The organism is Pseudomonas sp. URIL14HWK12:I12, assembly GCF_003097135.1.
Taxonomy (GTDB): Bacteria; Pseudomonadota; Gammaproteobacteria; order Pseudomonadales; family Pseudomonadaceae; genus Aquipseudomonas.
Genome location: NZ_QEQL01000008.1, coordinates 117,105 through 141,386, shown reverse-complemented (window position 1 = coordinate 141,386; position 24,282 = coordinate 117,105). Strand labels below are relative to the sequence as shown.

The following is a 24,282-nucleotide window of genomic DNA, read 5'->3' as shown; positions in this document are numbered from 1 at the left end:
CACACGAGGGGCAAGACAATGACAACAGCCATCACCCCCACCCACATGCGCGCAGCCGTCTGGCACGGCCGCCAGGATATTCGCGTCGAAGACGTGCCGGTGCCCGGTGACCCGCCGCCGGGCTGGGTGCAGATCCGTGTGCACTGGTGTGGCATCTGCGGCTCGGATTTACACGAATACGTCGCAGGCCCCGTATTCATACCCGTCGACAAACCTCACCCGCTGACCGGCATCCAGGGCCAATGCATTCTGGGCCACGAGTTCTGCGGCGAGATTCACAAGCTCGGGGAAGGTGTCCAGGGCTATGCCGTCGGCGACGTGGTTGCCGCCGACGCCTGCCAGCACTGCGGCCAGTGTTTCTTCTGCAAGAGTGGGCAGTACAACCTCTGCGAAAACCTGGCTTTCACCGGCCTGATGAACAATGGCGCTTTTGCCGAATGGGTAAACGTGCCGGCCAACCTGCTCTATGCCCTGCCGCCGGGCTTTCCCGCAGAGGCCGGCGCGTTGATCGAGCCGTTGGCGGTGGGCATGCACGCGGTCAAGAAGGCCGGCGACCTGACTGGCCGCAATGTGGTGGTGGTCGGCGCCGGCACCATCGGCCTGTGCACCATCCTCTGCGCCAAGGCCGCCGGGGCGAAACAGGTCATCGCGCTGGAGATGTCCTCGCAGCGCAAGGCCAAGGCGCGGCAGGTGCAGGCCGATCACGTCCTCGACCCAAATGAATGCGATGTGCTGGAGGAAATCAAACGCCTGAGCGCAGGTCTTGGCGCCGATGTCAGCTTCGAATGCATCGGCAACAAGCGCACCGCAAAACTGGCCATCGACGCCGTGCGCAAAGCTGGCACCTGTGTGCTGGTGGGGATTTTCGAGGAAGCCAGTGAATTCAATTTCTTCGAGGTGGTGGCCACCGAGAAGCAGGTGATCGGGTCGTTGGCCTACAACGGCGAGTTCGCCGATGTAATCGCCGGGATCGCAGAGGGGCGAATCGATGTAAGTGCGCTGGTGACAGGGAGGATTGGCCTGGAGGAGATTGTCGGCAAGGGGTTTGAGGAATTGGTGAACAACAAGGAGCAGAATGTGAAGATTATTGTTTCGCCTGCGGCCTGACGATAAAAAGGGCTGCCCGAGGCTCGGGCAGCCCGGTGCGTTCAACTGGCAAACCTGCTGCAGACGAATCTCGCCGCGACCTTACCCGGAAGCCCGCTTGCAGCCTCCATGGCACTGCGCGAGCCGGCGGTGAACGTAGGCATGAACACCGGGGGCGTATGGCCCACCTGCACAAGCTTGGGCATCAATGCATTGAGCGCGGGCGATGCATGCAAGGCAAGGCCGAACCCTATGCTGAAGACGCCCGAGAGCCCCAATGCCAGCTGTACGCCGGCGGTCAGGTCGTCATCGACCTGCCAGGCATCATAGGCGCTGCTCAAGGCCCGCTGGGCATACCAGCCGCCGACCACCGGTGCCAGCGCCGGCAGTGCTACGGCGCCAGCAATTGCGCAGTACGTGAACATACGGCCGACCATAGCTTTACGGACCTTGTGGGCGCTGCGGTTGGCCTGGGTCACGTTGGCCAGGTGCGCTTCGATATAAGCGTCGAATTCGTCGGCGAAATCGTCCAGCCAGTCAGAGGGTTCGTCCAACTCACGTTCCCCCTTGGCGATATTGGCTAGCATTCGCCGGGCGTCTTCAGCCTGGCCAATCGGTGCAAAAGCGGTGAAAAACGCCAGCACTTCGGCATGCAATGCCCCTGGCAACGCTTCGAAGCGCCTCAGGTCGAGGCCATCCGGGCTGCCCGGCGCGTACACCCAGTTGCGCCCGCTGATACGCAGCACCCACACGCCCTGAAACACCACAGGCCCGACACGCAAACGCGCTACGCCGGCCAACCTCGGCGACCGCAGGCGCTGCGCCAACCTCAGCAGATCTGCCTCCTCATGGGCTTGCAGCACACCTTGGCCAAACAGTATCCGCGCCTGCAACTGCAGCGCCATCGATGCCTGCGCCGTGAACAGGCGGCGGCGCCTGAGGTACAGGTCGCTGCGGCTGTCCAGCCAGGCGCGCCGAATCTGAGCCTCATACGGCTCAGCCAGGTAGCTGCTGCGCACGTAGCGGATCAGGTCAGCGGCCCTGAGTGCGCTCAGGTCATCACCCACTGTGGAGAACACCGGCACCTGCGGGCGCTCCAGGCCCGCGTTGTCGTCCAGGCCCATGATCGCCAGCGTCATCAGGCTTTCACTGCGCATTCGATGGTCGAAGGCGTTGCCGGACTCGAAGCGAAACTCGATCGTCTCGGGGTCGACTGGGTAGGTGATGCCATGGCTGGCCAGGTACGGCGCAATCGCCTCGCTGACGGTGCGCTTGGCGAAATCGTCGAAGGGCTCGATACCCTGCACCAGCAGATCGGGATTGGCGCCCGGCAGCGCGAGCAGCTCTGCCAACTGCCCGACCTCGGCACGTACCTGAGCCGGCATCTGCAGGTACCAGCTCGGCAATTGGCTGATTTGCAGCATCTGCAGGTTCAGTTGCAACTGGTGCTCGGCCAGGCGCCGCAAGCCGGCGGCGAAGTCGTCGGCATCGTGCAGCACTCGTTGCGACAGCGACCAGAGGTGCGGCAATTGCGCCACTTCGCTGAGCAATTCGCTGGCTCGCGCACGGACCTGTGGCAACAGCTTGGAGAGCATGAACAGCCTGCCTCGGCCCGTCTCCAGCCAACCACCGAGCTCGGCCGCCACAGCCCTTTCGCTGTTGAGCTCCACCCACTCCTGCCCCTTGGGATTCCCCGGTGCGTAGAGCGCCAGAGGCAATGCGTCCTCAGAGCCTGGACGGTAGAACACCATGAGGTCGGCCAGCGCGCCGCCTGTTTCCACCTTGAGCGTGGCCACTCGCTCACCCGCCAGGCCAGCACCTGCCATCAAGCGCTGGACCCGGCTGTACACAGGCTCGGACAAGTGCCCCTGGTGCATCGCCAGTAATGCGGACAACCCTGCCCTGGCGGCAGAAACGCGCTGCAGGTCTTCGAGCAACGACGCATCGGCCATACGAGCCGCCAGTGACCGGGCGAATCCCTCTCTTGGATCGAAGCCTGCCAGCAAGGAGGACACCTCAAGGGTGATCTCGGGCAACCAGGGGTTGGGCAATAGCACCCGTTTACAGTGCTCACTCGGGGCGATAGGGCAGCGCGCCAGCAGGCTGGTCAGCGTCTCCCGGATCTCGCCCGCAAGCGTGCCGTCGTCGTAACGGGTCAGCACCATCAGATGGTCGGTGCCCAGCCATACCCCTTGGCGCTCGCGAAGTTGCGTTTGCCCCCAATGGCGCGCGTAGCCTTCCAGTGACGCGCAGTGCTCCAGGCCGGCCTGCAATCGGCGCTCAGCGGCCAGCAACGCCTCGCGCGCCTGCTGGAGCGCCTGTTGCTGCACGGCCGAAAGCGTTTTCAGCCATCCCGGCACGGCGTTATCCAGGGCCACCATCAGCGGTTCGCGCTCAGCCTCGCCGGCCAATTGCTCCGGGGCCAGCGCAGCGAGCAGCCTCTGGTCGATCTTGGCGCACCTCTGGCGCAGTTGCTCCAGGCTGCTGGCTGGGCCCAGGTCAAGCATCTCCTGCTGCCAGCGCTGGGCCTGCGCTTGCACCCGCTCGCGCAGGGTGCTGAGCTCCGCGTCGTCTGGCAGGCTGTCATCAATCACCTGGCGAGCGGCCTCCAGATAACGCGCCAGCAACTGCGGCTCCAGCGACTCGAAAAACGCAGCGATCGCGTCGGTCTCAAGCCCCGCCCAAGGGTCGCTTGGCCCGGCGGCGGCCGGCGCATCACCCCCTCCCAGGTGCAGTGCCATTACCTGGGCGGCGAGCGCCTGAGCGCGCAGCAGGTGCTCTGGTTCAAAAGCATTTGTGCCCGTGAAGAAGTGCTGGCCAACCACCGCCAGGCAATAATCCTCGAAGCTCAGCCAGTGTTGGCGAAGGTCAGCGTACGGTCGTGCCCAGTGGGCTATTGCTCCAAGGGACTGAGCAAGGCTTGGGTTAGATAGTGTGGATAGGTTCATGGTCAACTCCTGGGGTGAAGAGCTGGTCACGATAGGCAGCCGCATCGCGCCGGCGCGTTGCAGGGCTACCGCACTCGTGCTGCCGGGCTTCGCTTGCCTGTACTCACAGGTACCCCTTGCCGCCAGGCGCTTGGTGTAAACTCCCGTCCTTTGCCCTATCCCGAGGTAGCCGCCATGCCCTGGCTGCAAGTTCGCCTGGCCATCGGCCCGGAACACGCTGAAACCTACGAAGACGCCCTGCTGGAGATCGGCGCGGTGTCGGTCACCTTCATGGACGCCGAAGACCAGCCGATCTTCGAGCCCGAGCTCAACACCACACCGCTGTGGAAGCACACTCACCTGCTGGCGCTGTTCGAAGCCGATACCCAGGCCGAGGCAGTGTTCGCTCATCTGAAGCTGCTGACCGGCGAGCCCCTGCCCGAGCACCAGGCCGAGGTGATCGAAGACCAGGACTGGGAGCGCAGCTGGATGGACAACTTCCAGCCCATGCGTTTTGGCCGGCGCCTGTGGATCGTACCGAGCTGGCATGCGGCGCCGGAGCCTGAGGCGGTGAACCTGCTGCTAGACCCGGGCCTGGCGTTCGGCACCGGCACACACCCCACCACCGCTTTGTGCCTGGAGTGGCTGGACGGCCAGGCGCTGGAAGGTTGCCAGGTGCTGGACTTCGGCTGTGGCTCGGGGATCCTGGGTATCGCTGCCCTGCTACTGGGTGCACGCGAGGCGGTGGGTACCGACATCGACGTGCAGGCGTTGGAAGCCTCGCGCGACAACGCAGGGCGCAACGGCATCGCCGCCGAACGGTTCCCGGTGTACCTGCCTGAGCACCTGCCGCCCATGCAGGCGGATGTGCTGGTGGCCAATATCCTTGCCGGCCCCTTGGTTTCACTGGCGCCGCAATTGCAGACCCTCGTGCGCCCCGGCGGGCTGCTGGCGCTGTCTGGCATCCTTGCCGAGCAAGGCCAGGAAGTGGCAGACGCCTATGCCGAGGCGTTCGAGCTCGACCCAATCGCCGAGCGCGATGGCTGGGTACGCATCAGTGGCCGGCGCCGCCAATAAAACCTAGAATGCCCGCTTGCCCGACCCGGACGCCCGCATGACCGACAGTTTCGTCACCCAGTGCCCGCATTGCCAAACCCGCTTTCGCGTCAGCTACAACCAGCTGGGCGCGGCGCGCGGTGCGGTGCGCTGCGGCGCATGCAAGCAGGTGTTCAATGCCGCGCGGCAGTTGCTGGAGCAGAGCGCGCAGGCGCAGCCACCTGCGGCCGCGGCTGCGGCAAGCCCGCTGCCGGAGCCTTCGTCCATGCACGCCGGGCACGCCCCTGCACCTGCCGCTCAACCGCGGCCAGCATCGCACGCGCAACCGCTGAACCAACTTGAGTGGCAGGCAGCCCACCTCGACCAACTCGACCTCGACAGCGAACTGGCCCAGCTGGAGCGGCGCAGCCCCGCCTCGCGGCCGGCCATCGCCCCAGGCCTGAGTGCCAGCCGCGAGGCCGGTGAAGAGCCGTGGCCCGAGGAGCCCTTCGGCCGCCACCATGACGACGAAGCGGACGAGGCGATGATGCCTCCGGAGCTCGACCCGGAGCGGCAGGAGCCTTCATTGGCAGCCGGCCCGCTCGACGACCTCCACCTGAGCGCCGAGCCGGAAGCAGCGCTGGAGCCTGAGCTGCCTGCCAGCGAAGTCGCGCAAGACCCACGCCTGGGCAATGCCCATGGCCTGGATGACGACCACGAGCCTGCCTCGGCACCGGGCAGGCCCGCCCGCACCGAGCCGGGGCTGCGCAATGATCACCTGCTCGACCTGCAAGACGATCCTCTGCAACTTCAATGGCAACGCAGCCGCTCATCCTGGGGCAAGCGGCTGGGTTGGAGCCTGCTTTCGCTGCTGGCCGCTGTCGGGCTGGTGGCCCAGTATCTGTTCTACCACTTCGACGAAGTGGCCCGGCAGGACCAGTACCGCCCCTGGGTACAGGGCTTCTGCCAGGTCGTTGGCTGCACCCTGCCCTCCCGCGTGGACGTCAGCCAGATCAAGAGCAGCAACTTGGTGGTGCGCAGCCACCCGGACTTCGCAGGTGCTCTGGTGGTGGACGCGATCATCTACAACCGCGCGCCCTTCTCCCAGCCGTTCCCGCTGCTGGAGCTGCGTTTTGCCGATCTCAATGGCCAATCCATCGCGAGCCGGCGCTTCAAGCCCGCCGAGTACCTGGCCGGTGATCTGGCCGGCCAGGCTGACATGCCACCGCAGACACCGATACATATCGCCTTGGACATTCTCGATCCGGGCCCAAAAGCCGTGAACTACAGCCTGGCGTTCCGATCTCCGGAGTGACTCGCCAGCTCGTAGCGATCAGCCACCGGCAAAAAGTTGTTCAGATTTTATCCAGATCAATCTTTATCCGGTCATCGAGAGCGGGTATCATGCCCTCCCTTTTTCGAACTCATGGCTTCGTACGAATCCGGCCTTACCACGGGTAATCAGCATGTCGGCGGTACGCATCGGCCCCTACACAATCAGCAACGGCCTGGTCCTTGCCCCCATGGCAGGGGTCACCGACCAGCCCTTTCGCCAGCTTTGCCGGCGGCTAGGTGCGGGGTTGGTGGTATCGGAGATGGTCTCGGCCGATCTGTCGCTGTGGGACAGCCGCAAATCCCGGTTGCGCCGTATTCATCAAGGTGATCCCGAGCCGCGCTCGGTGCAGATCGCCGGTGGTGATGCGGCGATGATGGCAGCCGCCGCCAAAGCCAATGTCGAGGCGGGCGCACAGATCATCGACATCAACATGGGCTGCCCGGCGAAGAAGGTATGCAACAAGGCGGCGGGCTCTGCCCTGCTGCGCGACGAAGCGCTGGTGGCGGAGATTCTCCAGGCCGTGGTCGGCGCCGTGGATGTACCGGTAACACTCAAGTTTCGCACCGGCTGGGACCGCGACAACCGCAATGGCGTAGCCATCGCGCGCATCGCCGAACAGTCCGGCATCAGCGCGTTGGCCGTTCACGGCCGCACCCGCGCTGACCTGTACACCGGCGAAGCCGAGTACGACACCATCGCTGCCATCAAGCAAGCGGTGGCCGTTCCGGTCTTCGCCAACGGCGACATCACCTCGCCACAAAAGGCCCGGTATGTGCTTGATGCCACCGGTGCCGACGGTTTGCTGATCGGCCGGGCTGCCCAAGGGCGGCCGTGGATCTTTCGGGAAATCGAGCATTACCTGCGCACGGGTGAAACATTGCCCGCGCCGGGGCTGGAAGAAGTAGAACAGATTCTGCTGGAGCACCTGGCCGCGCTGCATGCCTTCTATGGCGATGTAATGGGCGTGCGCATTGCCCGTAAACATGTGGGCTGGTACCTGGCAACCTTGCCGGGCGCACGGGAATTTCGCGCCCTTTTCAATCAGCTGGACGATAAGCACGCGCAATGCGCCAAGGTTCGCGAATTCATCCGCGAGCACTACAAGAGCCTCGCCACAGAGGACGCAAAGGGGGTGGCCGCATGACGATGATGACAGAGACATTAGTGAGTGGAACAACGCCCGTGAGCGACAACGTCAACCTCAAACAGCACCTGATCACACCCAGTGAAGAAGGGCAGACCCTGCGCGGAAGCGTCGAGAAGGCGCTGCACAACTACTTCGCGCACCTTGAAGGGGCGACGGTCACGGACGTTTACAACCTGGTGCTCTCCGAGGTCGAGGCCCCCCTGCTCGAATCGGTGATGCATTACGTGAAGGGCAACCAGACCAAGGCCAGCGAGATGCTCGGGCTCAACCGCGGCACCCTGCGCAAGAAGCTCAAGCAGTACGACCTGCTCTGAAACCCGCAAGATTCCGAAAAGGCGACGGCCGACAGGCTGCTCGCCTTTTTTGCCAACGCTCTGAATGGAACCTGAAATGACCGACCAGACCACCCGCCTGCCCGTTCGCCGCGCGCTGATCAGCGTTTCCGACAAAACCGGCATCCTCGAGTTCGCCCGTGAACTCGAAGCCCTCGGCGTCGAGATCCTGTCCACCGGCGGTACCTTCAAGCTGCTGCGCGACAACGGCATCGCTGCTGTGGAAGTGGCCGACTACACCGGTTTTCCCGAGATGATGGACGGCCGGGTCAAGACCCTGCACCCGAAAATCCACGGTGGCATCCTTGGCCGCCGCGGCACCGACGACGCCATCATGGGTGAGCACGGCATCCGCCCGATCGACCTGGTCGCGGTCAACCTCTACCCCTTCGAAGCCACCGTCGCCAAGCCAGGCTGCGACCTGCCCACCGCCATCGAGAACATCGACATCGGCGGGCCGACCATGGTCCGTTCGGCTGCCAAGAACCACAAGGACGTCGCCATCGTCGTCAATGCCAGCGATTACGCCAGTGTCGTCGAGGGCCTGAAAGCCGGCGGCCTGACCTACGCCCAGCGTTTCGACCTCATGCTCAAGGCATTCGAGCACACGGCCGCCTACGACGGCATGATCGCCAATTATTTTGGTGGCATCGACCAGCAGGCCGCCACGCTCAGCACCGAAGGCCGCGGCGAGTTCCCGCGCACCTTCAACAGCCAGTTCATCAAGGCGCAGGAAATGCGCTACGGCGAGAACCCGCATCAAAGCGCGGCGTTCTACGTCGAGGCCAAGCCTGCCGAAGCCGGCATCGCTACCGCCGTGCAGTTGCAAGGCAAGGAGCTCTCGTACAACAACGTGGCCGACACCGACGCCGCGCTGGAGTGCGTCAAGAGTTTTACCAAGCCGGCCTGCGTCATCGTCAAGCACGCCAACCCCTGCGGCGTGGCGGTCAGCCCCGATGCCGAAGGCGGCATTCGCCAGGCCTACGAGCTGGCCTACGCCACCGACAGCGAATCAGCCTTTGGCGGCATCATCGCCTTCAACCGTGAGTTGGACGCGGCCACCGCGAAAGCGATCGTCGAGCGCCAGTTCGTCGAAGTCATCATCGCCCCGAGCGTGAGCGACGAAGCCCGCGCCATCGTGGCGGCCAAGGCCAACGTGCGCCTGCTGGCTTGCGGCCAGTGGGACGCTACCCGCGCCCCGGCATGGGACTACAAACGCGTTAACGGCGGCCTGCTGGTACAGAGCCGCGACATCGGCATGATCGGTGCCGACGACCTCAAGGTGGTCACCCAGCGGGCCCCCACCGAGCAGGAAGTGCACGACCTGATCTTCGCCTGGAAGGTCGCCAAATTCGTCAAATCCAACGCCATCGTTTACGCAAAGGGCCGCCAGACCATCGGTGTGGGCGCGGGCCAGATGAGCCGCGTCAACTCTGCCCGCATCGCTGCCATCAAGGCTGAGCATGCCGGCCTGAAGGTCGAAGGTGCAGTCATGGCATCGGATGCGTTCTTCCCCTTCCGCGACGGCATCGACAACGCTGCCAAGGCCGGCATCCGTGCTGTGATCCAGCCCGGCGGCTCGATGCGCGACGCCGAAGTGATCGCCGCCGCCGACGAAGCCGGCATCGCCATGGTCTTCACCGGTATGCGCCACTTCCGCCACTAATTTCCAGCCGCCGCCCCAGCCACCGCTGACCGCGCGTGGCTGGGCGCTCAACGCTTGCAACTTCTCCGAAGGAGACCGAATTGAACGTCCTGATCATTGGTAGTGGTGGCCGCGAGCACGCCCTGGCCTGGAAAGTCGCGCAAGACCCACGCGTGGCCAAAGTATACGTAGCACCGGGCAATGCCGGCACCGCCACCGAAGCCAAGTGCGAAAACGTCGCCATCGACGTGCTGGCGCTGGAGCAACTGGCCGAGTTCGCCGCTGCCAATGTGCAGCTGACCATCGTCGGCCCCGAAGCGCCACTGGTCGCCGGTATCGTCGACCTGTTCCGCGCGCGCGGCCTGGAATGCTTCGGCCCCACCGCCGGTGCCGCCCAGCTCGAAGGCTCCAAGGCCTTCACCAAGGATTTCCTGGCCCGCCACGACATCCCCACCGCTGAGTACCAGAACTTCACCGAGATCGAGCCGGCGCTGGCCTACCTGCGCGAAAAAGGCGCGCCCATAGTGATCAAGGCCGACGGCCTGGCCGCCGGTAAAGGCGTGATCGTGGCGATGACCCTTGAGGAAGCCGAAGCCGCCGTGCGCGACATGCTCGCGGGCAACGCTTTCGGAGAGGCCGGTTCGCGTGTGGTGATCGAGGAGTTCCTCGACGGCGAGGAGGCCTCGTTCATCGTCATGGTCGACGGTGAGAACGTGCTGCCCATGGCCACCAGCCAAGACCACAAGCGCGTCGGCGATGCCGACACCGGCCCCAACACAGGGGGTATGGGCGCCTATTCCCCTGCGCCTGTGGTTACCGATGCCGTGCACCAGAAGGCCATGGAGCAGGTGATCATGCCGACGGTGCGTGGCATGGCTGCCGAAGGCAACGTCTACACCGGCTTTCTCTATGCCGGCCTGATGATCGACGCTGCTGGCAACCCGAAAGTCATCGAATTCAACTGCCGCTTCGGCGACCCGGAAACCCAGCCCATCATGCTGCGCCTGCAGTCGAGCCTGGTGCTGCTGGTAGAGGCGGCGCTTGCCAAGGCGCTGAACAAGATCGAAGCCCAGTGGGACCCCCGCCCAAGCCTTGGCGTAGTGATGGCTGCAGGCGGCTACCCTGGCGACTACGCCAAGGGCGATGCCATCGGTGGCCTGCAAGACGCTGCAGCACTGCCGGGCAAGGTGTTCCATGCCGGCACCAGCCTCAAGGGCAACCAGGTGGTCACTGCCGGCGGCCGCGTGTTGTGCGCCACTGCGCTGGGCGACACCGTTGTGCAGGCTCAGCAGCAAGCCTACGCGCTGGCGGCACGCGTGAACTGGAACGGTGCGTTCTATCGCAAGGACATCGGCTACCGCGCCATCGCTCGCGAACAAGGCAGTAAATAAGCCGCCACCGGGCGGGAAACCCTTGTTTTCCGCCCGGTCAGGCGCGAGCCTGAACGCACCCCGTTATACTCACGGCACAGATCCCAGACCGCTGCCCATGGCAGCCAGGCTCTAACGACAAGGACTTCACCTTCGTGCATCGGCTCAGGACCGCGCTGCTGCTGTGCTTTAGCCTGCTAATGCTGGCCGGGCTGCCGCTGCCCTCGCAAGCCGAGCCTGCTACCGGCTGGTCGGTATTGCTCGACGATGATTCCACCCTGCAGCTCGCCGACGTCCGCTCCGAGCGCTATCAGAACCAATTCGCACCTGTCGACCTGCGCATGCTCAACGCTGCACCGCCGCAAGGCGCGCTGTGGCTTCACTACCGGCTGCCACCGAAGCAGCATGAGGCGTTGTTACGCCTGTTCGCTCCCGACCTCGCACGGCTGGACCTCTACGTACTCGACGGCGAGACCCCGCTACTGCATCAGCGCATCGGCTACGAGGCGGCACAGGATCAACCGCCCACCCACAGTGGCGATCTGCTCCTGCCGCTGCCCCTCAAACCCGACACTCTCGATGTCTATCTTCGCCTGAAGTCCGAGCACCAGATTCGCCCAACCCTGTCGCTGGAGAACGCCATCGATGCGGCCGCCAACCAGCGCGAGTCGCTGTTGTTCGGGTTGTTGATGGGCGCGATGTTCATGCTGATCGTCCACAACATCAGCCGCTATACCTACAGCCGATCCACCAGCAGCCTCTGGCTGGCCGCCACCCAAGCCCTGGTGCTGACCAGCGCCATGATTCTGGTCAACATGGGGCTGCCCTCCGGCCCCTGGAGCCTGGCGCGCACGCAGGCGGCCTACCTGTGCATGCTCGCAGCGAGCATCTGCGCCCTGCTGTTCACGTTGAGGTTCTTCAGCATCCGTCGCGAGCCGAAGGCCACGCGCCTGTTGTTGGGCATGGTGTTGCTGATCGGCCTGAGTAGTGTGCTATTGCTGTTCGTCCGCGATCTGCCGCTTAACCTTGTCACCTACACACTGGTGGCGATGACCTGCCTCAGCATGCTTGCTACCAGCCTGTGGCACCTGCAGCGCAGTTACTACCCCGCTCGGTTCTTCGCCATCGGCATGGGGGTGGTGTGCGGCACTTTTCTGGTCGTGATACCCGCGCTGCTGCTGTTGACCCGTACCCCCGCGCAATGGCTGATCTTCGGCCTGCTCGGTAGCACGGTGGTCGGCGGGTTCTGGCTGAACCTTGCGCTGACCATCCGCCTGCGACGCATCAGCGACGAGCGCTACAGGGCCGGCCGTGCACTGGCGGCAAGCGACGCCGAGCACAACGCCAAAACCGAGTTCCTCTCGCGGCTCAGCCATGAGATCCGCACCCCGATGAACGGGGTGCTGGGCATGACCGAACTGCTGCTGGGCACGCCGTTGTCGGTCAAGCAGCGCGACTACGTGCAGACCATCCACAGTGCTGGCAATGAACTGCTGACGCTGATTAACGAGATCCTCGATATCTCCCGTATCGAATCCGGCCAGATCGAGCTCGACGATGTGCAGTTCGACCTCAACGCACTGATCGAAGATTGCCTGAACATCTTCCGTGGCAAAGCCGAGCAACAGGAGGTGGAGCTGATCAGCTTCACCCAGCCACTGGTCCCGAGGGTAATCAGTGGCGACCCCACACGCTTGCGCCAGGCCTTGCTGGCGATGCTCGACAACGCCCTGCGCCGCACCGACAAGGGTGAAGTGCTGCTGGCCGTGGCCATGGACCAACGCAGCGGCCCGCCTCGCCTGCGCATCGCGGTTCAGGACAGCGGCTGCGCCATGAGCGATGCCGAGCGAGAAACACTGTTGCACACCGAGCTTCGCAGCCAGGACCTGCTGGCCACCGACAAGCCCAGCGCCCAGCACCTTGGCCTGCTGATCGCCAGGCAATTGGTAACGCTGATGCACGGGGAATTCGGCATCAAGGGGGGAGCACATGATGGCTGCACCTTCTGGCTCACCTTGCCCCTGGACCCGCTGCGCATCGAGCATGGCATTCCTGACCTGGACAGCCCGCTGAAGGATGCCCGAGTATTGGTGGTGGACGACAACGACACCTGCCGCAAGGTGCTGGTGCAGCAATGCAGCGCATGGGGCATGAGCGTGAGCGCTGCCTCCTCGGGCAAGGAGGCGTTGGCGTTGCTGCGCACCAAGGCGCATCTACGCGACTATTTCGACGTGGTGCTGCTGGACCAGAACATGCCCGGCATGACCGGTATGCAGCTGGGCGCTCGCATCAAGGAAGACCCAAGCCTGAACCACGACATTCTGGTGATCATGCTCACCGGCATCAGCAATGCGCCAAGCAAGATCAATGCGCGCAATGCCGGGGTCAAACGCATCCTGGCAAAGCCCGTTGCCGGCTATACGCTCAAGACCACGCTGGCAGACGAGCTGGCCCAACGCAGCAAAAACGCTGTGCTTGGCCCGGAGCTGTCGGCCACTGCCGCTGCGGCCGAGGCAGGCTTGCCGGGCGATTTCCGTATCCTGGTCGCCGAAGACAACTCCATTTCCACCAAGGTTATCCGTGGCATGTTGGGCAAGCTCAATTTGCAGCCCGACACCGCCAGCAATGGCGAGCAGGCACTCAGGGCCATGAAGGCCCAACGCTACGACCTGGTACTGATGGACTGTGAAATGCCGATTCTCGACGGCTTCAGCGCCACCCAGCAATTGCGGGCGTGGGAGCTGAGCAACCAGCGGCCTCGCACGCCTATCGTGGCCCTGACCGCTCACATCCTCAGCGAGCACAAAGAGCGTGCCCGCCAGGCGGGCATGGACGGCCACATGGCAAAACCCGTAGAGCTGTCGCAATTGCGTGACCTGGTCGAACACTGGGTACAGCAGCGTGATGCCCGCCTCTCTGAAAGCGGGCGCTTGGCCAAAGAGGATCAGGCTTCCAGCAGCGAAAGGTAGTCGCCCTGAATCTTCCTGAAACGCTCGCGTATCTTGGGCAGGTGCGTAGCTTCGAAACTACGAACATCGAAACGTACTACATGGATCTGAACGTCGGTCAGTAGCGGTGGGTAGGTGCTGCTGAACAGCCCGGCGCTGGCGGCCAGGTCCATTTCTTCGTGGTAAACCAGCAACTCGACCTGGGAAACGCCCGAAGGCGCCTTGCGCTTCGTACAGGGTAATAGCTGAAACATCCCATGCTTGTGAGCCCGCGCCTGCTTCTGCAGCATCGCTCCCGCTGCAGGGGTGATCTTCAGCGCTTCGGTAGCGCGGCGTGCTAGCCCAGCGAAGTGTTTGTCTTGCGCTGCAATCATCTCGACGGCACGGTCGATGACCGCCACGCGACTGCGATCGGGATTCCAGGCATGGTCTGCAGGCTGCGCATCCCAGCCTAGAAACCGCAGTTGGCGCCGGTAATAGTCGTACCATTGCCCGCCGCTCTCGTTATAGAGATCGGTCGCGGCACGGTGGGCGAACCGCAGCGCATAGGTCACCGCCTCCCGCTGAGCCCGGTCGATTTCTGGGCCGAAGCTCACCAAGCCCGACCCCACCACGCCTATTGTTGCATTGCTCATGATGCCTCCTTGCCACAAGGGCTCCGTTGCCAGAGCCCAAGCCGGCATCAGCCGATGAAGTCCAGATAGGCGTTGCGCTTGGTGGCCTTGACACCGTCCAGGCGGGCACGGATATCGTCCGCACCTTCCATCAGCTCGCCCAGGCCGATATTCAGGGCAATGGCGCCTTCATAGGTTTCGCCGCTGGTGGAGTCCCAGTTCAGGATCAGCACTTCCTTGGGCGCCGAATCATTGCGCACGTCCATGACCCCCATGACCAGATACAAGGTGTGGTCATCGAGCTTGGCGAAGCTTGCAACCGACACCCGACCGCCTGCGGAGGTCTTGCTGTTGGCGTTGAACACCGCATAAGCCTCAGCGTCTGCCGGCAGGTTTTCCAGGGCAGCACTGGCGATGTCCAGTAGCACGGCCGGCGCAGCCACTTGGGCCTTGATCCCATTGAGTGCAACGCCGAGCAGCTCGTCGATCACGTTGTCGACGGTCAAGCCTTTGGCACTGTGGCGGTTGCTGTCGAACTGGTAGTGCTGCGCGACCCAGCCCAGGTCAACCATCACAGTATTGAATTGCTTGTACCAACCTTTGGGGTCGGTATCCTTGTCGAACTTGGCATTGGCCACCAGAGTGGCCGTGCGGTAGAGGTTGCGAGCTGCACTGACTTCTTCGGCCGTGAGGCCCGCACCGAACGCGACGATAGCGTCATCCAGAACAGCGGCATTGGCGAGTTTGGTCATGTCCTTTGATCCTTTGCTGTAGAAATGGGCGCCCTGATCAGGGCGCGGCCACTCTAGAAGCTTCGGGCAAGGTAATGACGAGTGAAGACCTTCCTCAGCGCTGCGGCGCCGCAGGGTACCACCGTGGGGTGTACACCCAGGGGGCCTGGCCGGGGCGTTCGATCAGGCGGGTGGTGGAACTGCCGACGATCACCATGGTGCGCATGTCGACCATCTCCGGCAGCAGCTCGCCCAAGGTGACGACGCGCAGGCGCTGCCCCGGCCGGGCAACGTCACGCCCCAGCACCACGGGCGTATCCGGTGCCCGGTGCTGCCGCAGGATGTCCAGCGCCCGCCCCAATTGCCAGGGGCGGGCCCGGGAAATCGGGTTATAGAACGCCATTGCCATGTCCGCTTGCCCTGCCAGGTGCAGGCGCTGCTCGATCACCTCCCAAGGCTTGAGGTTGTCCGAGAGCGATATCAGGCAGAAGTCATGACCCAGCGGGGCACCTGCCCATGCGGCGGTGGCCAGTGATGCAGATATCCCGGGCAACACTTGCAGGTCGACGCGGTGCCAGGCCGGGTCGGCCGCGCCGTCGAGCGCTTCGAGTACCGCACTGGCCATGGCAAACACCCCCGGGTCGCCAGAGGACACCACCACCACGTCACGCCCCTGAGCGGCCAATTCGAAAGCATGCCGGGCGCGCTGGAGCTCTTCACGGTTGTCAGTGCAATGCAGGACCTGGTCCTCACGGAACGGGCCAGCCATGCGCACATAGGTTTCGTAACCCAGCACATCATGGGCTCGGGCGAGCTCGGCACTGACGGCCGGAGCCATCAGTGCACGGTCGCCGGGGCCCAGGCCGATCACGGCGAGCCGGCCGCGGCGTTGGCCGAGCGTGTCCACGGCCACCGGCCGGTCATGCACCTGCAGCTCAACGGCAGCAGCGGATACCGGCAGGTCGCTGAAGCGCACCGGCACCCCCAGGGCTTGGGCGGCGGCGTGCAGCTGCACGCTACCCATGGTGTCGAACGGCGCGAGCAGGCCAGCAAGCGAGGCGACCGCCAGGCCCTGCCCGGCGAGCTGGTTGGCAATGTGCTCGGCAAGGCCCGCATCGGCCTGGCGCACCACGGCGACCACGCTGCGCGGGTGGATCAGCAATTCGTCACGGGCCGCCGGGCGCACGGCAGGGGTTATATGGATCACCCGCGGCGCATCCTCTGCCAGGGCCAGTGGCGTTTGCGCGAGCCAAGGCGCCTGGCCTTCGACCCGCACCGCCTCGCCTGCCAGCAGATCACTGACGAAACGTTTGCCCTGTTCGATATCGGCCAATACGTAACCGGCCGGTGGGTCGAGCAGGCACTGGCCGAAGCGCAGCTCTCCGCTGGTGGTGATCGCCGGGGCCACAGCCAGGCATACACCGATCTCCCGGGCCAGGCGGTTGGCCCCGGCCAGGCCACCCAGCAGCGGCACCACTGCGCTGCCGTCTTCAGCGACCGCCAGCACGGCGGGCTCGGCCACTTTCGCAGCCAGCTCGGGCGCCAGGGTGCGGATGACGATACCCGCCGCGCACAGCGCGATGATCGGTGTATCGGCCCGGTACAGGGCACGCAGGGTGTCGCCGAAGTGCTCATAGGTGCGATCTGCACCTTGCACCCGCGCCGCCTGCCCCCAGATGCAAGCCTGTGGATAAAGCTCCTTGAGCTGACGGGCGGTCGGCATGCCGCCCTGCCCCAGCAGAACGATCGCCGGGTTCATCCCTGCCACCGCTGGCCAGGGACCACGATCAGAGAAAAATAAGGCGACGAGGCTGGGTCGACCTCGGCCAGCGGCACGATCTTCTGGTTAGCCATGGTCGCGCGTTCCACGTACAGCGCGCGGTCGTCCAGGCCCAGCTCGCGCAATACCGCATGCACCTTGGGAAAGTTGCGCCCCAGCTTCATGACCACCGCAGCGTCCGCCTGCGCCAGCCGTTGCTTGAGGTCTTCATGGGGCAGCACGCCGGAGAGCACCGACAGCGACTGGTTGCGATAGACCAACGGCGCTCCGAGCACCGAGGCCCCGCCGAGCATGGAGCACACACCCGGCACCACTTCGGTGGGGTGGCCTTGGGCGAGGCGATCGTGCAGGTACATGTAGGAGCCGTAGAAGAACGGATCACCCTCGCAGATCACCGCCACGTCGCGGCCGGCGTCCAGATGCGCAGCCACCTCAAGCGCCGCTTGGTCGTAGAAGTCGCTGATCACCTGCTCGTAGGACAACGGCGCCGGCAGCGCTTCGGTGGTCACTGGGTACACCAATGGCAGTAGGGTCTGCTGCGGCTGCAAGTGCGCTTCGATGATGCCGAAAGCGTTACCCTTCTTGCCCTTGGCCACGAAATAGGCCACCACGGCAGCCTCGCGCAATAGGCGCAAGGCTTTGACGGTGATCAGCTCAGGGTCGCCCGGGCCCACGCCCAGGCCGAACAGCCGCCCGCGCGCTTCCATCACTCCACCTCCGTAGCCAGGGCGTTCACCGCAGCCGCTGCCATGGCGCTACCGCCACGGCGGCCGTTCACCACGACGAAAGGCACGCCACGGCTGTCGGCCGCCAACATTGCCTTGGACTCGGCAGCACCGACGAACCCCACTGGGAAACCCAGGATCAACGCGGGCTTCGGTGCACCGGCGTCGATCATCTCGAGCAGATAGAACAACGCCGTAGGGGCATTGCCGATCACCACCACGGCGCCTTCAAGATGGGGGCGCCACAGCTCCAGGGCTACTGCCGAGCGGGTATTGCCCGCGTGCTTGGCCATGCTCGGCACGCGTTCGTCCTTCAGGGTGCAGATCACCGGGTTGTTCGCCGGCAGGCGAGCGCGGGTGACGCCTTCGGCGACCATGTGCGCATCACACAGGATCGGCGCGCCGCGCAGCAGCGCTTGGCGCCCCGCAGTGCCGGCGCCTTCGGAAAAAGCCAGGTCCTGGACCACATCGACCATCCCGCAGGCATGGATCACCCGCACCGCGAGTTTTTCAAGGTCGGCCGGAATACCGGCAAGGTCTGCCTCGCGGCGGATGATGGCAAAGGAATTGCGATAGATTTCCTGGCCATCGCGGATGTAGTCGATCATCGGGTCTCGCTCCGTGGCAGGCCGTTCAACAAGGCAGCTGCCGCTTGCAGGGTCAGTTCGCGGGCGCGCAAGCGGCCGAAGCCAGGCTCGCGGCCGTCGCGCAGAAATAGGTCGTAGCGGCCAGGGGCGACCGCCAGCAGTGTGGCTGGCGCTGCCTGCGCCGAAGCGCAGGAGCGGGGGCAGCCCGTCAGGTGCACGGCCTGCGGCGCCTCCAGCAGGTTGGCCAGGTGGCGGGCGTCGGCCTTGGTATCGGCCAGGGCCTTGGCACAGCCCGGCGAGCCGGTGCAGGCCTGCATCTGCGCCAGCGGCGCGTGCGGCTCGGTGATCAGCCCCAGCACCTGCAGGCCTGCCCGCAGCGCCGGCAGCACCTGGGCTGCCACCGCCGGAATCAGCACACCTTGCCAAGGGGTAAGGTGCAGCGTCGAACTCCCGGCGCCTTCGGCGAGCATCGCGACGGCACGCAGTTGGGGAGCGGTCAGCCGGCCAAGCTCGAAACGTGCCCCCAACGCCTGTTGGCCGGGTGTGGCCAGCGCGTGCGCACCCAGGTCGCCAACGCCCTCGGTGCGCCCGGGCAGATCGATGCGCCGCCCGGGCAAGCCCTGCAGGAATGCCTCCAGCCCGATGTCGGCAAGCACCTCACGCATGCGCGCCTGTTGTGATGAGGCCAGGGCGAGGAAGCGCTCTACTACCGCACTCGCCAGCCTGAAACCGTCTGCCAGGGGTACCGCCAGGTGCATCCGCCCTTGCGCCAGGCTGCTGGCAAGGCCCAGCCCCCAATGCGGCTCACCCTCAAGCACAAGGGCTGATAGCCAGAGATCATGGGCATGCTCGCACTGCACCAAGGGCTCACCACCGTCGAACTGCGTGGCGAACTTGGGCGACAAAGCGTGCAGCCGCGGGGTGGATTCCAGCCAGCTCAGCCATTGCGCCGCCAGCGGCCGCGTATCGGCCAACTGAGTTGGCGCAAGGCCGGCCAAGGGGCTGAGCATCAGGTTGCGGACGTCGTCAGCGCCCGGCTCCGGGCTGCCCAGCCCGGCCGCCAGCAACGCATCGGCCACTGCCTCGTCGACGATGCCGCGCAATTGCAGGTTGCAGCGGTTGGTCGCCTCGATCACGCCATTGCCGTAACGCTCGGCTGCACCGGCCACGGCACGGGCCTGGTCAAGGCTCAACACGCCGCCTGGCAACTTGACCCGGCAGATGCCGCCATCCCGGGCCGATACGATGCGGCGCAACCCCGGGCAAGCCGAGGGGCGAACGCTGCGAGGGGGCACCGGTTCGTTCAAGAAGGGGTCCATGAATCGTTAAAAGGCTGAAGGCGCGATATTATGCCTGCTTTGCCCGGCGGCATGAAAATCCTGCCTGCCGGGCGGGCATTACATGAGGAAGTTTCATGTCGGCATGGCTGACGGTGATCGGCATCGGTGAAGACGGCTACAGCGGCCTGGGCAAGCAGCCGCGGCGCGCCCTGCTGGCAGCCAGCAAAGTGTTCGGCAGTCCGCGGCAATTGGCGTTGCTGCCACGCTGCATCGGCGCGCAGCTCATCGCTTGGCCCAGCCCGTTCAGCTTGCAGCCGTTGCTGGCCCTCAGCGGCGAGCCGGTATGTGTGCTGGCCAGTGGCGATCCGATGTTCCACGGCGTGGGGGCCAGCCTCAGCCGCCAGCTGCCCCCTGATCAACTGTGCATCCACCCGGCACCCTCCTCCTGTTCGCTCGCCGCGGCCCGCCTGGGCTGGCCGCTGGCCGACACCACGCTGGTATCGCTGGTGACCCAGCCACTGCCCTCGCTGCTGCCCTGGCTTGCCAGCGGCCAGCGCCTGCTGGTGCTCAGCCGCGATGCCCACAGCCCTGTGCAGGTCGCTCGCCTGCTGGCCGAGCAAGGTTACGGGCCGAGCCTGATGCATGTGTTCGAACACCTCGGCGGCCCTCTGGAGCAGCACGCCCACGGTTTGGCCCGCGATTGGCCGCAGCAACCCAGTGCTGCACTCAACCTGATCGCCCTGGACTGCCGCGCCGAACCTGGCGCAGCCCGCCGCGCCCGGGGCCCCGGTTTGCCGGATGACGTTTTCCGCCACGACGGCCAGCTCACCAAGCGCGACGTGCGCGCCGTCACCCTCGCGCACCTGGCGCCGATGCCGGGCGAGCTGCTCTGGGATGTCGGTGCCGGCTGCGGTTCGATCGGCATCGAATGGATGCGCAGCCACCCCGCCTGCCGGGCCATCGCCATCGAAGCCGACAGCGGCCGGCAGCGCCACATCGAACATAACCGCGATGCCTTGGGCGTGCCGGGCCTGCGCCTGGTCGAGGGCTGCGCGCCGCAAGCCCTTGCCGGGCTGGAAGCGCCCGATGCGGTTTTCATCGGCGGCGGCGTGACTGCGCCCGGCCTGCTCGAAACCTGCTGGGCTTCGCTCAAGCCTGGCGGCCGGCTGGTGGCCAACGCCGTCACCTTGCAGAGCGAGCTGGCGCTGATGCAGTGGCGTGAGCGCCATGGCGGCGAGCTGACCCGCCTGCAGGTGGCCCAGGCACAGCCGCTGGGCAGTTTCGACACTTGGCGCCAAGCCCTGCCGATCACCCTGCTCGACCTGGCCAAACCTCTCGATGCGTGAAGAAACTTCCGAACAGCCGGCCCCGTTGCGCACCGGGCTGACCACCGGCAGCTGCGCCACGGTCACCAGCCTGGCCGCCGCCCGCCTGCTGCTGGGGGTGCCCTGCGGTGACGCGGCCTGGATCACCCTGCCCAAAGGCAAAACCGTGCAGATGCGCCTGGAGTTCTGCCGCCTGGCCCAAGGTTTTGCCGAGGCCGGCACCCTCAAGGACGGCGGTGACGACCCCGACGTGACCCACGGCGCGCTGGTGCACAGCCAGGTGCGCCTGAGCACAGAGCCGGGGGTGCGTTTTCATGCAGGCCCCGGCGTAGGCACCGTGACCCGCCCGGGCCTGGTGCTGGGGGTGGGCGAGCCTGCGATCAATCCGGTGCCGCGGCGCATGATCATCGAGCACCTGGGGGCGCTGGCCGATTCACAGCACTACACAGGCGGCTTCGAGGTTACCGTGGGCGTACACGGCGGCGAGGCCCTCGCGCTCAAGACCATGAACCCTCGTTTGGGGATCATTGGCGGCCTGTCGATCCTCGGCACCAGCGGCATCGTGCGGCCGTTCTCCTGCGCCGCCTACATCGCCTCGATTCACCAGGGCATCGACGTGGCCCATACCAACGGCTACAGCCATATCGCCGCCTGCACCGGCAATGCCAGCGAAGACACCATGCGCCGCCTCTACTCGCTGCCTGATATCGCTCTGATCGAAATGGGTGACTTCGTTGGCGCCGTGCTCAAGCATGTGCGCAAGGTCCCGGTGGCGCGCCTGAGCCTGTGCGGCGGTTTCGGCAAGGTCAGCAAGCTGGCCGCCGGCCACATGGACCTGCACAGCCGGCACTCCAGCATCGACCTGCCGCAACTGGCGGGCTGGGCCGCCGAGTGCGGCGCAAGCAGCACGCTGCAAACCGCCATCACCCAGGCCAATACCAGCCAGCAGGCCTTGGCGCTGGCTCACGCCGAGGGGGTCGCGCTGGGCGATGCGGTCTGCAACCACGCGCTGGCTTTCGCCCGCAGCGTGGTGCCCGCGCAGGTGGCAGTCGAAGTGTTCGCCATCGACCGCCAGGGCGGCATCGTCGGCCACGCCGGGGGATGGGCATGAGGCGCATCCTGCTGTTGGGCGGCACCACCGAGGGCCTGGCCTTGGCACGCGGGTTAGGCGCGCGCGACCTCTACAGCCTGGCCGGTGTCGGCCGGGTGCCACAGGGCCTGCCGTGCCCGGTGCGCGTAGGCGGCTACGGCGGCGCCGAGGGCCTTGCCGCGTTCATCCACGCCGAGGGGATCAGCCTGCTGGTGGACGCCACCCACCCCTACGCGGCACGCATCAGCGCCAACGCCGTGAACGCCGCCCGGGCCAGCGGCATCCCTTGCTGGGCCTTGCGCCGGCCGGGCTGGGTAGCGCAGCCGGGGGACGACTGGCGCGAGGTGGCCGGCTGGGGTGAGCTCACCCTGGCCCTGCAACCGTTCGAGCGGCCGCTGTTCACCCTGGGCCGTGAACCCTTGCAGCACCTCGATCAGATCCCGCCTCACCAGTTCTGGACTTTGCGCGCCCTTGAAGCCGTGCCGGGCAATGCACGTTGTGAGGTGATCGGCGCACGCGGGCCATTCACCCTGGCCGATGAGCGCGCCCTGTTCGAGCGTTGCAATACCGACGTGCTGATCAGCAAGAACAGCGGCAGCGGCGCCACCGAGCCGAAGCTGCAGGTCGCACGCGAGCGTGGCATTGCAGTGCTGGTGTTGCGGCGCCCGCCTTTGCCCCTTGCCGATCGGGAATTCACAAGCGTCCAGGCGCTGGCGGCGGCCCTCGCTTGATACCGCCCGAAAGGGCTTTTTACTTGGGCAAGGGCTTCTGGCTAAATGGCGGGCACCTTTCCCTCAGAGTTCGCCATGATGCTCAGCGTGCCAAGGTTGGCTTTCATTCCACTGTTGTGGCTCACCGGCCAGGCACTGGCCGCGATCACCGTGAGCGAGCCTTGGTCGCAGGCACTGCCGCCGGGTTCACCGGCAATCGCTGCTTACTTCACTGTGCACAATGATGGCACCGAGGATGACGTGCTGACAGGCGTAGCCTCGCCTGTCGCCGGCGAGGCCGGCATGCACCAGAGCAGCGGCGCCGACGGCATGATGAAGATGCAGGCCATCGCAAGCGCCGTGGTACCCGCCGCCGGCAGCCTGGTGTTCCAGCCCATGGGTTATCACGCGATGTTGATGAGCATCACGCCGGGCACCGAGCTGCAGCCTGGTAGCCACTTCCCTCTCACGCTGCACTTCAAGCACGCAGGCGACATCACGGTCCAGGTGCAGGTACTTCAAGACGCCCCGGCCCACGACCACGGCAACTGAACACCGCGCAACGCGGTTGGGGCTGCCCGGCCCGTGACCTGAAAGAGGCCAACGCGCCAGGCAGGGCGCTCTGCGCGACGGCAGAACGACAGAAGGGAACACTTACCTGCCGGGGCCCGGCGGCGCCAGGCCCCCGCGGGTTCAGGCCTTGCAGCTCGAAGGCGCCCAGTCACCCAGGTCTGGGCTGCTGCAAACGACGTCAAGCTGCGCCTTGCCAGCGGCGGCCACCTGCTTGCTCTGGGCACGGCTGGCGTTGGCTTTTTGCAGGCTGGTCTCGGTGGTCACGGCTTCACCCGGCACGTTGGCGGCAGGCTTCTTCACCGCAGTGGTTTTCTTCTTGCTGGTGGTGGGCACCGGCGCCGGGGCGGCGGCGGCAACCACGTCCTGGCGCTGCACGCCGACTTGTTGCAGGTCTTTTTCGTACGCCTGGGTGTAGGAGTCCAGGTCTTCGCTGGTGCGGCCATCGACCTGGGCGATCAGCGCGTTGGACTCCTTCAGGCCCGAGACGATCTCGGCCAGGCGCTTGCGGCCTTCGTCATCGCTGACGGTCTTGGCCTTGCGCATTTGCAGCAGATTGGCGAACTCGGTCTTGTAGCAGTTCTGCGAAGCCTGGGCGTAGGCGACGCTGCGGTCGATCTGCTGGCGGCTGGCGTCGATGTCGCTGGCGTAGGAGCCGATGCGCTGTTTGTCATCGGTGATCTGCTGTTGCTTCTGGGTGTAATAGCCCACTGCACCCCCGGCCAGTGCGCCGCCGGCGGCACCCAGGGCGGCGTTGCGGCCGCGCTTGTCCTTGTTATCGGTAGCCAGGGCACCCGTGGCAGCACCCAGCAGGCCGCCGATCACGGCACCGGTGGCCACCGACTTGGTCATGGCCGAGTCGCTGTCACGCAGCTGCTGCACAGGCTGGTAGCAGGTGGGGTAGTACTCCACCTGGGTGGCCTGCGCAACGTTTGAGCTAGGGGTGCCCGCGCAGCCGCCCAAGGCCAGGCCAAACGCGGCGCCCAGGCATGCATAGGCGTAACGGCGGGTCGAGAAAGCGGTCAGGGATACCTTCGATTGCAT

20 protein-coding genes are annotated in these 24,282 nt (G+C 65.5%); 12 read left to right on the top strand and 8 right to left on the bottom strand.

Annotation, left to right across the window (positions count from 1 at the left end; all coding sequences use genetic code 11):
* The first annotated feature begins 45 nt into the window (after window positions 1-45).
* Window positions 46-1,107: a 2,3-butanediol dehydrogenase gene (locus tag F474_RS21605; protein ID WP_256577850.1), complete on the top strand. Its 1,062-nt coding sequence runs from the start codon at window positions 46-48 to the stop codon at window positions 1,105-1,107.
* A gap of 41 nt (window positions 1,108-1,148) precedes the next feature.
* Here F474_RS21605 and F474_RS21600 read toward each other — a convergent pair whose 3' ends face one another.
* The gene (locus tag F474_RS21600; protein WP_125483395.1) at window positions 1,149-4,034 is read right to left on the bottom strand and encodes a hypothetical protein; all 2,886 of its coding nucleotides are present in this window, start codon (window positions 4,032-4,034) and stop codon (window positions 1,149-1,151) included.
* Between the two features lie 174 nt (window positions 4,035-4,208).
* On the opposite strand from F474_RS21600, the gene prmA reads away from it, so the two are divergent.
* The 7 genes from prmA to F474_RS21565 all read left to right on the top strand — a co-directional run bounded on the left by prmA (window position 4,209) and on the right by F474_RS21565 (window position 13,847).
* Window positions 4,209-5,090 (top strand): 50S ribosomal protein L11 methyltransferase, encoded by an 882-nt coding sequence (gene prmA / locus F474_RS21595; protein ID WP_097089176.1) that lies wholly within the window; start codon window positions 4,209-4,211, stop codon window positions 5,088-5,090.
* 37 nt (window positions 5,091-5,127) lie between these two features.
* Entirely contained in the window at window positions 5,128-6,363 is a 1,236-nt protein-coding gene (locus tag F474_RS21590) for a DUF3426 domain-containing protein (protein ID WP_097089175.1), read from the top strand.
* 151 nt (window positions 6,364-6,514) lie between these two features.
* Window positions 6,515-7,528: a tRNA dihydrouridine synthase DusB gene (gene dusB / locus F474_RS21585; RefSeq protein ID WP_097089174.1), complete on the top strand. Its 1,014-nt coding sequence runs from the start codon at window positions 6,515-6,517 to the stop codon at window positions 7,526-7,528.
* The gene (gene fis, locus F474_RS21580) at window positions 7,525-7,845 is read left to right on the top strand and encodes a DNA-binding transcriptional regulator Fis (protein ID WP_097089172.1); all 321 of its coding nucleotides are present in this window, start codon (window positions 7,525-7,527) and stop codon (window positions 7,843-7,845) included. Before dusB ends, fis begins: the two co-directional genes overlap by 4 nt.
* A gap of 76 nt (window positions 7,846-7,921) precedes the next feature.
* Window positions 7,922-9,529, top strand: a complete 1,608-nt coding sequence (gene purH, locus F474_RS21575) for a bifunctional phosphoribosylaminoimidazolecarboxamide formyltransferase/IMP cyclohydrolase (protein WP_097089170.1) — start codon at window positions 7,922-7,924, stop codon at window positions 9,527-9,529.
* Between the two features lie 80 nt (window positions 9,530-9,609).
* Window positions 9,610-10,899, top strand: coding sequence for a phosphoribosylamine--glycine ligase (gene purD, locus F474_RS21570; protein WP_097089168.1), 1,290 nt, complete (start codon window positions 9,610-9,612; stop codon window positions 10,897-10,899).
* A gap of 134 nt (window positions 10,900-11,033) precedes the next feature.
* Complete coding sequence (locus F474_RS21565; protein WP_305881886.1) at window positions 11,034-13,847, top strand: hybrid sensor histidine kinase/response regulator; 2,814 nt, start codon at window positions 11,034-11,036, stop codon at window positions 13,845-13,847.
* Here the strand turns inward: F474_RS21565 and F474_RS21560 are convergent.
* From F474_RS21560 to cobG, 6 genes are all read right to left on the bottom strand, one after another.
* Entirely contained in the window at window positions 13,823-14,461 is a 639-nt protein-coding gene (locus F474_RS21560) for a hypothetical protein (RefSeq protein ID WP_097089164.1), read from the bottom strand. The two genes, F474_RS21565 and F474_RS21560, sit on opposite strands and share 25 nt — an antisense overlap.
* A gap of 47 nt (window positions 14,462-14,508) precedes the next feature.
* On the bottom strand, window positions 14,509-15,192 hold the full coding sequence (locus F474_RS21555; RefSeq protein WP_097089162.1) for a hypothetical protein: 684 nt from the start codon (window positions 15,190-15,192) through the stop codon (window positions 14,509-14,511).
* Between the two features lie 94 nt (window positions 15,193-15,286).
* Window positions 15,287-16,930: a precorrin-3B C(17)-methyltransferase gene (cobJ, locus tag F474_RS21550; RefSeq protein ID WP_097089160.1), complete on the bottom strand. Its 1,644-nt coding sequence runs from the start codon at window positions 16,928-16,930 to the stop codon at window positions 15,287-15,289.
* A complete protein-coding gene (locus tag F474_RS21545; RefSeq protein WP_097089158.1) occupies window positions 16,927-17,658 on the bottom strand; it encodes a precorrin-2 C(20)-methyltransferase in 732 nt (243 codons plus the stop codon). Before F474_RS21545 ends, cobJ begins: the two co-directional genes overlap by 4 nt.
* Window positions 17,658-18,284, bottom strand: coding sequence for a precorrin-8X methylmutase (locus tag F474_RS21540; RefSeq protein WP_097089156.1), 627 nt, complete (start codon window positions 18,282-18,284; stop codon window positions 17,658-17,660). The genes F474_RS21545 and F474_RS21540 overlap by 1 nt, the downstream gene beginning before the upstream one ends.
* Window positions 18,281-19,582 (bottom strand): precorrin-3B synthase, encoded by a 1,302-nt coding sequence (gene cobG / locus F474_RS21535; RefSeq protein WP_097089154.1) that lies wholly within the window; start codon window positions 19,580-19,582, stop codon window positions 18,281-18,283. The genes F474_RS21540 and cobG overlap by 4 nt, the downstream gene beginning before the upstream one ends.
* A gap of 95 nt (window positions 19,583-19,677) precedes the next feature.
* Between cobG and cbiE the strand changes: the two genes are divergently transcribed.
* The 4 genes from cbiE (at window position 19,678) to F474_RS21515 (ending at window position 23,220) form a co-directional block, all read left to right on the top strand.
* On the top strand, window positions 19,678-20,889 hold the full coding sequence (gene cbiE, locus F474_RS21530; protein ID WP_097089152.1) for a precorrin-6y C5,15-methyltransferase (decarboxylating) subunit CbiE: 1,212 nt from the start codon (window positions 19,678-19,680) through the stop codon (window positions 20,887-20,889).
* The gene (locus F474_RS21525) at window positions 20,882-21,979 is read left to right on the top strand and encodes a cobalt-precorrin-5B (C(1))-methyltransferase (protein WP_097089149.1); all 1,098 of its coding nucleotides are present in this window, start codon (window positions 20,882-20,884) and stop codon (window positions 21,977-21,979) included. The genes cbiE and F474_RS21525 overlap by 8 nt, the downstream gene beginning before the upstream one ends.
* On the top strand, window positions 21,976-22,689 hold the full coding sequence (locus tag F474_RS21520) for a cobalt-precorrin-6A reductase (protein WP_097089147.1): 714 nt from the start codon (window positions 21,976-21,978) through the stop codon (window positions 22,687-22,689). The genes F474_RS21525 and F474_RS21520 overlap by 4 nt, the downstream gene beginning before the upstream one ends.
* Before the next feature lie 75 nt (window positions 22,690-22,764).
* Window positions 22,765-23,220 carry a copper chaperone PCu(A)C gene (locus tag F474_RS21515; RefSeq protein ID WP_165830356.1) on the top strand — a complete coding sequence of 152 codons (456 nt, stop codon included), beginning with the start codon at window positions 22,765-22,767 and terminating at the stop codon, window positions 23,218-23,220.
* Window positions 23,221-23,361: 141 nt separating this feature from the next.
* Here the strand turns inward: F474_RS21515 and tagQ are convergent, their stop codons facing one another.
* Window positions 23,362-24,282, bottom strand: coding sequence for a type VI secretion system-associated lipoprotein TagQ (gene tagQ, locus F474_RS21510; RefSeq protein ID WP_097089143.1), 921 nt, complete (start codon window positions 24,280-24,282; stop codon window positions 23,362-23,364).